Origin of the sequence: Parendozoicomonas sp. Alg238-R29, assembly GCF_947331445.1 — a bacterium.
Lineage (GTDB): Bacteria > Pseudomonadota > Gammaproteobacteria > Pseudomonadales > Endozoicomonadaceae > Sansalvadorimonas.
On record NZ_CAMZOG010000116.1, the window covers coordinates 1 to 10261 of the forward strand.

Annotated in this window: 4 protein-coding genes; all 4 read left to right on the forward strand. The window is 46.0% G+C overall.

The features are described 5' to 3' along the window. Positions 1-97 precede the first annotated feature (97 nt). The 4 genes from QMA35_RS19770 to ahpF all read left to right on the forward strand — a co-directional run bounded on the left by QMA35_RS19770 (position 98) and on the right by ahpF (position 10062). A complete protein-coding gene (locus QMA35_RS19770) occupies positions 98-6268 on the forward strand; it encodes an Ig-like domain-containing protein (RefSeq protein WP_281648872.1) in 6171 nt (2056 codons plus the stop codon). A 13-nt stretch (positions 6269-6281) separates the two neighbouring features. Next, positions 6282-7661 (forward strand): TolC family outer membrane protein, encoded by a 1380-nt coding sequence (locus QMA35_RS19775; protein WP_281648873.1) that lies wholly within the window; start codon positions 6282-6284, stop codon positions 7659-7661. Positions 7662-7816: 155 nt separating this feature from the next. Next, positions 7817-8380, forward strand: a complete 564-nt coding sequence (ahpC, locus tag QMA35_RS19780; RefSeq protein WP_281648874.1) for an alkyl hydroperoxide reductase subunit C — start codon at positions 7817-7819, stop codon at positions 8378-8380. Positions 8381-8481: 101 nt separating this feature from the next. After that, complete coding sequence (gene ahpF, locus QMA35_RS19785; protein ID WP_281648875.1) at positions 8482-10062, forward strand: alkyl hydroperoxide reductase subunit F; 1581 nt, start codon at positions 8482-8484, stop codon at positions 10060-10062. Positions 10063-10261 lie beyond the last annotated feature (199 nt).

Consider the following 10261-nt stretch of genomic DNA (forward strand, 5'->3'; position numbering starts at 1 on the left):
CACGGTGTTGAAAGATTTTCCACCGACTACTTCAGGGGGAGAAGTAACAACGAATGAAGATGTTGGTTTTGTATTTAGTGCCAGTAATTTCAATTTCATGGATCCTGCTGGCGGTAATTTAAGCAGTGTTAGAGTTGAGAGTATTCCAGCGAATGGAACGCTTGAACTGTTCAATAGTTCAACTTTTGATTGGGAGTCTGTTTCGGTGGGGCAAGTAGTAACAGCCTCAGATATAGATAATGGATACTTCCGTTACGCTCCTGACACCCATGCTCCAACCGGTTCAAGTGATGGAAGTAATGAAGGAAACTTTTCCTTTAGTGTTTCTGATGGAACCCTCAATAGTTCCAGTGTGACAATGCAAGTTAATGTTACACCGGTAGCAGATATGCCAACCATAACCGGCGGAACACCAGGAACCTCTGTCTTCGACAACAACGGTAATATCCAACTTCCTTCTTCTACCGGGTTTAACCGAAAGATCTACAACAATGCACCAATAAAATCGGGCGCAGCAACAGCTGATGAAATTTCTGATTCTGATACTGCTTCTTTCGAAGATGCGTTAAATAACGCATCAGCTAATGTCATTGATACTGTTAACGACGTTTTTGCTGATAACGAAGGTAGTGATCAAAGTGCACCTCTGTCTGCTGATGGCGCAGTCAGTTATACAGGTTGGATTTTCCTGGAAGCCGGGCATACATATCAGTTTACCGGGTATGTTGATGATGCCATGCATATTGAGCTTGGAGGCACAACGCTGTATAGCCAGGGAGGAAACGTTCACGGGAACTTCCCTGATAGTGCACGCCCAAGTGCTGTTTTTACACCTTCCGTTTCTGGTTACTATTCCTTTGAGGCGTACGTCTACAACCATGGTGGTCCTGGAGATATTGATCTTAATCTCAGTGTTGATGGTCAACCAGCACAGGATTTGAATACTTCCAACTTTGATATTTACACTGATGTACCAGCGGATGTAGCCAATGGTACTGCTTCTGGCATAGGTTCTTATGTACCTGTTGCAGGTGATGCACCTGATAGCGATGACGGTGGTTATTATCCGGTAATTAACACGGGTAATGAGGGTGAGTTTATTCAATTGGATGGTGTGTCAGCATCGTTTGTTGATAACGATGGTTCGGAGGTTCATACACTTACTCTTGATAACATTCCACTTGGCGCAATTCTGACAGATGGCACAAATGTTTTTGTGGCGACAGCCGGTAATACCTCGGCAAATATTCTGGGCTGGGATTACGACAATCTGCAGATAAAAGCTGCAATAGACAATGATTTCGACACGGTTACTTTAACACTTACCGCAACTGCAGTTGAGCAATCTAACAATGATACATCTCAGAAAGCTGTAGACATTGATGTTTACATTCGTGGTGCTGAAGTCAATGCCACGAATAACAGCTATACAGTTGACGAAGATAATTCAGTAGCAGGTAACATCGTGACTGATGGCCCGATTGCTGACAGCGATGCAAGCCCTTCCGTGGGAGCTGTTAAATCAGGTGCTGTGCTGAACTATCGGGCAGTTGATGATACTGATGGCGATAGTCAGTGGGAGAATACTGGCACAGGCACTGCCAGCTCAGGAACGTTGAATTGGGGCTTAACTGGCCAAACCAGAGAAAGTGTTACTTCTGAATATGAAGGGATAACTGAGGCCTACAGGTTTACAAACGGCCAGGCAAAAGTTGTTTCTACTTCTTTTACCAATATCAATAGTAGTGATGCCACGGATGTCACCAACAAAGATGCAACCTTTGAGATGTGGTTTAAGGCAGGTTCAAGTAATGCTGCTGGCAATTACACATTACTGTTTGAATCTGGTGGTGCTACTGATGGTATATCTCTTGTTCTTGAAGGCTCCAATCTCTACTTCATAGTTGAAGACTCAGACAGTGGGGGAGCTAACCGCCGGCAGGTTGCTCTTAAGTATGATTTGTCTGAGTTAGGCATAGACCCTAAAGCTGAGTTTGTTCAGGTAGCGGGTGTATTTGATCTCGGAGCACCAGACGGTGAAGGTCAGATAAGGTTGTACGTGAATGGAACCTTGGTCGCCCAAGATGCGACTCCAGTGAGTTTATTAGACTGGGCCGGTCCCAATGAAAGTTCACTAGGTCGTATTGATGGTTCTACCAGCAGTAGTGCGGATGATGACGATATTGTCATTGATGGTACTTCTTTCAATATTCCAACTTTGAATGCATTTGAAGGGGATATTGCCGAGTTCCGTTACTATGAAGAGGCATTAAGTAATTCAGAGGTATTGGGTAACTTCCAGGCGGTTGCCGGTTTAGCTGTCACTCATGTGAATGGGCAGCCGGTTAGTGCATTGGTGCCTATTGATACGGGTAATGGAACACTGCTTATTGCAGCAGATGGTTCTTATAAATTTACCCCAGATCCAGATTTTTCTGGTACAGAAACATTCACTTATACACTGAGTGACCCTGATGCTAATACTGATACAGCGACGGTTACGATTAATGTAAGTCCTGTTGATGATAACCCAGTTGCTTTTGCGCAGGCTGTTAATGCGTCGGTTGATGATACGCTGACTGCTCAGGTTCCTAGCGCTACTGATGTTGATGGTGATTTGGATGAGAATGGTTACGTACTGTCTCAACCGCTACCATCCGGTAAGGGGATATTAGCGTTTAACTCTGATGGATCTTATACATTTGATCCGGGGTCAGATTTTGATGGGCTGGTTCTTGGTACATCTGAAGATGTTACGTTCTCATACGTCGCAACCGATGATAATGGAAATACCAGTGATCCTGTACAGGTTACGATTACCGTAATAAATACGGCGGGCGATGCTTTACCTGTTGTGCAGAATGTTTCTGATATTAACTATGTAGAAGGGTCGGGAGTACAGAAACTTCTGCAAGGGGTTCAGATCAGTGACAGTGACAGCACGAATCTCTCATCAGTCGTGATCGAGTTAGGTGGCTATGATCCAGCCAGTGAAACCCTTAGCTATTTCACACCGGGTACGTCAGTTTCTGGGAGTATTTCGATTGTTAATGATGTATGGACACTGACTTTAACTGGTGGCGCCAGTATTGCTGAGTACCTGACAGTACTTGAGTCAGTGACTTATTCCAGTCATTCTCAGTCACCTGATACTGGGACTCGAACGCTGAAGGTAACGGTATTTGATGAAACCCATACCGCGTTGTCTGCATCGGATCAGAGTAATTTCCAGATCAGTGATGTGAACAGCGCTCCTGATGCTGTCGATTCCGTTGCTGCTATGCCACAGAACACTGTAAATCAGCCTTTGGTAATACCAGCTCCTACAGATATTGACGATGTTGTGTCTAGTTTAGTGGTAATAATAGATAGCGTGCCAACCGGGCTTGGTACTATCGCATTGCCAGACGGCACAGCGGTGACTGCTGGCACTATTCTCACGGTTGATCAGCTGACATCATTAACCCTGTCCAGCAGTGTTAATGCAGGTACTGGCATACTGTCTTATACCGTGCAGGATGACAGCGGAGCCTCCGACTCGGCCTCTGTCACCATTACGGTCGGTGATGCTGGTGTTGATACTGCAACGGTTTATGAGAGCTCTCTCAATAACGGCACTTTGAGTGATGGAGGATCAACAGTTGCGACTGGTAACCTGCTTGCCAATGATGGGGCGGCAGGCTCCGATGCGCAGCTTACACAGCTCTCATTTGGAGGAACAGCGGCAGGGTCACTGGGTAGCACTATCCAGATAAATACTGACTATGGTCAGTTGACCGTGTACACCACTGATTCCACGCCTGGTTTCCAGAAAGGTGATTACGTTTATCAACTGAGTGACCGGGTTAATAATGCTCCTGGTGAAGATGTATTTACAGAGAGCATTAATTACCAGTTCACCAGTGGTGGTAACACCTATGGCTCGAGTCTGGATGTTTCTATTGAGGATGATGAGCCTATTGCTGTGAATGTTGTTGAGACCGCACCAGAGTCTGCGGAAGAAATATTTAATGTAGTATTTACGTTTGATGTCTCAACCAGCATGAAGAACGCTTCAGGTTTGCCGGGGCTGGATCGCCTTGATTTAGCTAAATCTGCATACAAAAGCCTTGCCAGGGAATACTTTGAGCAATCGACTCAGGTGGAAATAACAGTCATTGTCTTTGCTGATGGTGCCTATGAAGAAGGTACTTACACCGATTTTGATCAACTATCGGCTGCAATTGATGGCGTTGATTTTGCGGATGTTAACAGCAGGGTAAATGACGGCACCAGTTATTATGATGCGACTGAGCAAATCACAGATACATTACAGTCTGACCTTAATCAGCAGCAGTCCACAGGAGCAGATAAAAAGAACATTGTTTATTTCATGTCTGATGGTAATAACAATAGAGATACTGGTGTATTCAATAGCAGTGATTATGACGATTTTGTCAACAATAATGATATCTACTCCTATGCAGTAGGAATTGGTACAGGAATAACAAACTTCTCTGGTTTAAATTTCGTTCACAACATTGATGCTTACGGTCAGGGTAATGGCCATATTGATCCAGCATTGGTTGTTACAGACTTGCAGGAGCTTGAGGAGGTTTTGATAAGTACTGTGCCAACAGCATTCGGCGGTACAGTGGTTTCTGAAGGCGGTATAGTTAACTCTGTACTTGGTGCTGATGATGGTTATGTTCAATCTATTACTGTAGAACTGTCGGGTAATCCGGTCACCTTTACCTATGATGGTTCAACTGTTACACCGCCATCCTCTGGAACCTACAACATCAATGCCTCTGTTCTTGAACTAAATGAAGGTATTGGCTTCCCGTATGGCACCATGTTGTTTGACTTCAGTGATGGTACCTACAAGTTCTTTGCCAAGGCGGGAACTGCCGGACAACAGGTGAATGTTGATTTCACTTTGATTGATGGCGACGGTGATACGGCCAATGATGTGTTGCGGTTGGATATCATTGAAGCGGTGCCAAGAGCGGATGATGATCTGCATACAATCAATGCTGGTCAAATAGCTCAGGGTAACGTGATAACAGGTTTGGGAACTGATGGTGGTATCACACTTGGTTCCAGCTTCACTGATTTTGCTATTCAAGGTGGTGGCGTTGACTCCGCTGTTGATAATGCAGACATATCACGCTTTAGCCTTGGAGGGTTGTCTGTTGATTTCAAAAACCTGCAGGTAACTGGCTCAGAGTCTGGATACAGTGTTTCTGGCCTTAGCGAAGAGACTGTTAAAGGTGTGGTTGTTCGTCAGGTAACCATTACTCATGGTGCATCGGGAGCCAGCCTTACATTCCGCAGTAATGGTTACTACAGCTATAACCCCGGTTCATTGATGATCCCTCTGGTTCTTACTTATGTGCTCACCGATCAGGATGGAGACGAAGACAGTGCCGTATTAACTGTTCGCACAATAGAGAACACTGTTTCAGGTGACGATACTGATCAAACCTTTAACGGTACCAGCCAGAACGATGCGATTAACGGCGAAGGTGGCAATGACATTATTAATGGTAACGCTGGCTACGATAACCTCTCCGGCGGATCTGGTGAAGACCAACTCTATGGTGGAAATGATGACGATCGTTTAGCCGGTGGCGACGACGATGATCAGCTCTTCGGTCAGGCTGGTGCAGATGTTCTGAAAGGAGACCGAGGTAACGACATCCTTGATGGTGGGGCTGGTGATGATCAGCTGTTTGGTGGTGAAGGTGATGACCGCCTGTTTGGTTATACCGGTGATGATGTTCTCCATGGCGGAGATGGTGATGACCAACTGGATGGTGGTGCTGGCAACGATATCCTTAAAGGCGATAGTGGTCAGGATCTCCTCATCGGTAATGTCGGCGATGACATTCTTGAAGGTGGAGAGCAAAGTGACACCTTTATTTTCCGTTTCCAGGATATGCTTGATGGACAGACTGTTCAGACTGATTCAATTCTGGATTTCACACTGGGCGACCCTGATGCCTCTGATGCTGACTGGCTCGATATTTCTGATCTGGTGACGTTTGATAACAGTGAGGCTCTTGATCTGGCAACGTTAACAGGTAAAGGAGTGAGTGCCAGTTATGATGGCGGTTCAAATCAGGCTGTTATTACGTTCACAGCAGATACTGAAGATAGTACGAACGATACTCTCAATATCCAGTTCAATAACACTACCGGGTGGCAAAACCAGAACTCTGATAGTGCTCTGGACGGTGATGATATTCTTCTGCAACTGATTACTAACGGCCAGATTATTGTCTGACCAGAGAAAAATCATGAATAAGAAAACTGAACAAGGTGAGTACAGGATGTCTCTTAATACTTTCAAGCTTTCCGGACTGGGGCTGTTGTTTCTTTCTTCTGCGCTTCAGGCTGGTTCCATGCTGGATTCTGTGAATGAAGCTTTGGCCACAAACCCGGAAATTTTAATCCGAACGGCTGAGGCCGATGCCCGGGATTATGAAATTCGTCAAGCTAAAGCTGGCTATTTACCAACGGTCGATCTACGTAGTGGTATCGGCTACGAAAACACTCGCAACAGCACGACTATTGGTTTGTATAACTCCCGTCAGGAGCCAGATAAAGATCTTAACCGTACTCGCAGAGATGCGTCTATCGTTGCACGGCAAATGTTGTTTGATGGTTTTGCGGTAGATAGTGAAGTTGCGCGTCAGGAAGCCCGACATGCTTCGGCTTCCTTTGATGTGTGTTCAGCTGCGGAAAGTATAGCTCTGGAAGCTTCTCAGGTTTATATCAATGTAATACGGCAGCAAGCGGTTGTTGAGTTGGCAAAGGAAAATGTAAAAGAACACGAACGGGTTGTTGAACTGATTCGTAAGCAGGGTGCAAAAGGTCGTAGCAATGAGGCAGATGTCGCTCAGGCTGAAAGTCGAATGGTGCTAGCCAAGGCGAACGAAATCAGTGCTGAATCTGTTTTGCGTGATGCCAGGACTCAGTATCAACGGGTTATTGGTAATCTTCCTCAGTCGTTTACTCTGCCAAGTGCTCCTGCCAGCTTGCCGGTAAATCTGGAAGCCGCATTAACTCAAGCTAAGGCGAATCATCCGGTGCTACGTCTAGCATCTGCTGATATTAATGCAGCGCAGGCTCAGTATGATGCTTCTAAAAGCCCATTTATGCCTCGTGTTGAGCTAGAGGTTGGTGCAGACTGGACCAGCGATGCGAATGGCGGAAAGGACGATGAGTATACTCACACTGCCAAGATAAATATGACTTACAACCTTTATAATGGTGGTGCGGACAAAGCCCGTCGTGAACAGGCCAGTAAGCTGATGAACGAAGCGATTGAAATCAAGAACCGTGCTCAACGTCAGGTTGAAGAGGAAGTACGCTTTGCCTGGATTGCGGTGGAGTTTGGTGAAAAGCGCTTAATGCCCCTGGCTGAACATGTGAAGCAGGCTGACCGCTCCCGCGAACTTTATAACAAACAGTTCCTGATCGGTTCCCGAACTCTGTTGGACCTTCTGGATAGTCAGAACGAATATTTTTCAGCCCGCCAAAGTGAAATCAATGCTCGCTATGATCTGGCTTTTAACCGCTATCGCCTGTTGCAAAGCACTGGTTCCCTGGTCTCAGGTATTGGTGCGACTCTTCCGGTTGAGAACAGCTGTGGCGTTGCTGTTACTTCTTTGTAGTGAGGATGAGAATAGAGTGGTGTTATAGGCGCACCACTCTTCCTATAGTTTTTGATTATCGATTAGATAAATTCAATTCATTTATTTAATTTTCCGTCAAGGCATAAGATTGAACTGCAAACACGAAACAAGCCGTTCAAATTAAGGAAAACGTTATGTCTCTGGTTAACACCAAAATCAAGCCCTTCTCCGCTACCGCATTCCATAATGGTGATTTCGTCTCCGTAACTGAAGAAGACCTGCTGGGTAAATGGTCTGTTGTGTTCTTCTACCCTGCAGACTTCACTTTTGTTTGCCCAACAGAACTGGGTGATCTGGCGGATCACTACGAGCAACTGCAGGCCATGGGTGTAGAAGTTTACTCTGTTTCTACAGACACTCACTTCACTCACAAAGCCTGGCATGACAGCTCCGAGACTATTGGCAAGATCAAGTTCCCAATGATCGGCGATCCAACCGGCAAGATTTCCCGTAACTTTGAGGTGATGATCGAAGAAGACGGTCTGGCTCTGCGCGGTACCTTCGTTATGAACCCAGAAGGTGAGATCAAGGTTGTAGAAACCAATGACCTGGGTATTGGTCGTTCCGCTAAAGAACTGATCCGCAAGATTCAGGCTGCTCAGTATGTTGCCGAGCATGATGGTGAAGTGTGCCCGGCGGCATGGCAACCAGGTGAAGAAACTCTGGCCCCTTCTCTGGATCTGGTCGGCAAGATCTAAACCTTTCTTCTGCCAAATCAGCGACCTTCATCCGTTAGAAGTGTAGAAGGTCGCTCATCCGAATCACAATTAAGGAAAAACTCTTCTTTTTGGAGCGCATCATGCTGGACGCCAATCTTAAACAACAACTGTCTACTTACTTTCAGAATATTCACCGCGCAGTTGAGATTGTCGCGTTTGTTGATAGCTCTGAGAAATCAAAAGAATTAATTGACCTTGCCAATGAACTGGCAGAGTTAAGCAAAAATATCACTGTAGTGAATGGTGAAACAGGTAAAGCCCGTGTTCCTTCTATTGCTATACGGAAACAGGGTGAAAATGCTGGAATTACTTTTGCCGGAGTGCCAATGGGGCACGAGTTTAACTCTCTGGTTCTGGCGTTGCTTCATACCGGTGGCCATGATCCGAAAATTGAGCAGGAGCTGGTTGAACAGATACAAGGGCTGGAGGGTGAACTGGAATTCGAAACATATATTTCCCTTTCTTGCCAAAACTGCCCGGAAGTTGTGCAGGCGCTAAACTTGATGGCGGCGCTTAGCCCAAATGTTAGTCACACCATGATTGATGGTGCGCTGTTCCAGAGCGAAGTGGATGAGCGCAAAGTTATGGCCGTGCCTTCGGTATTTCTAAATGATGAGAGTTTTTCTCAAGGGCGCATCAGCCTGAAAGATATCGTTAAGAAAATCGATAAAAATGCTGGTAAGCGCGAAGCTGAAGCCCTTAATAACAAAGAGAAGTTCGACACACTGATTATTGGCGGTGGTCCATCCGGTGCAGCAGCTGCCGTGTATTCTGCCCGTAAAGGTATTCGTACAGGCTTGGTTGCCGATCGTTTCGGTGGTCAGGTGATGGATACCATGGCAATTGAAAACTTTATCTCGGTAAAAGCCACAGAAGGCCCAAAGCTGGTCGCAAATCTTGAGCAGCATGTAAAAGATTATGATGTGGATATTATGTCCGGCCAGCTGGCGAACAAGCTTGTGCCTGCTTCAGAAACTGGTGGCTTCATTGATATTGAGTTGGCAAGTGGCGCTGTGCTCTCAAGCCGCTCTGTCATTATTTCCACTGGGGCACGCTGGAGGGAGATGAATGTACCGGGAGAGCAGGAATATCGAGGAAAAGGTGTCGCCTACTGCCCCCACTGTGATGGCCCACTCTTTAAAGGCAAGCGCGTGGCTGTTATTGGCGGCGGTAATTCTGGTGTAGAAGCGGCGATTGATCTGGCCGGTATTGTTAGCAAGGTAACTCTGCTGGAGTTTGATTCCACACTCCGTGCCGATGAAGTTCTGCAAAAGAAACTTCGGTCACTGGATAATGTTGACATTATTACCAATGCCATGACCACGGAGGTTCGTGGGGATGGTGAGCAGGTTGTTGGTCTGAGCTATCAGGATCGAGAATCTGGTGAAACTATTGGGGTTGATTTAGAAGGTGTGTTCGTACAGATTGGTTTGGTACCCAACACTGAGTGGCTGAAGGGTGTCGTTGATTTGACTCCTCGTGGAGAGGTTATTATTGACGAGCGCGGCCAAACATCTGTACCTGGAGTCTTTGCAGCAGGTGATGTGACTACCGCTCCTTACAAGCAGATTATTATTGCTATGGGGAATGGTGCGAATGCCTCTCTTGGTGCATTTGATTATCTGATTCGCAGTCCTTTGCAAGAACCGCAAGCAGCATAAGTGAAACAAGCCATTCCAGATTATTTGGAATGGCTCACATTTCTTTTATTTATTAGTCATGCAGGGGCTTGGGCTGCGCAGAATAATAGAACACCAGAATGGCGGATTTGAACTGTGTATTTGGCTCTGTTCACAATACATATTGGTAGCATGAACTACACTCCTGAGCATCGGTTTCTGTCGTATCATTGGAACCATC

Bases quoted from the DNA above. Each gene is read 5' to 3' on its own strand.
- QMA35_RS19770 (WP_281648872.1), top strand. From the start codon at position 98: ATGGATCCTGCTGGCGGTAATTTAAGCAGTGTTAGAGTTGAGAGTATT.
- ahpF (WP_281648875.1), top strand. From the start codon at position 8,482: ATGCTGGACGCCAATCTTAAACAACAACTGTCTACTTACTTTCAGAAT.
- QMA35_RS19775 (WP_281648873.1), top strand. From the start codon at position 6,282: ATGAATAAGAAAACTGAACAAGGTGAGTACAGGATGTCTCTTAATACT.
- ahpC (WP_281648874.1), top strand. From the start codon at position 7,817: ATGTCTCTGGTTAACACCAAAATCAAGCCCTTCTCCGCTACCGCATTC.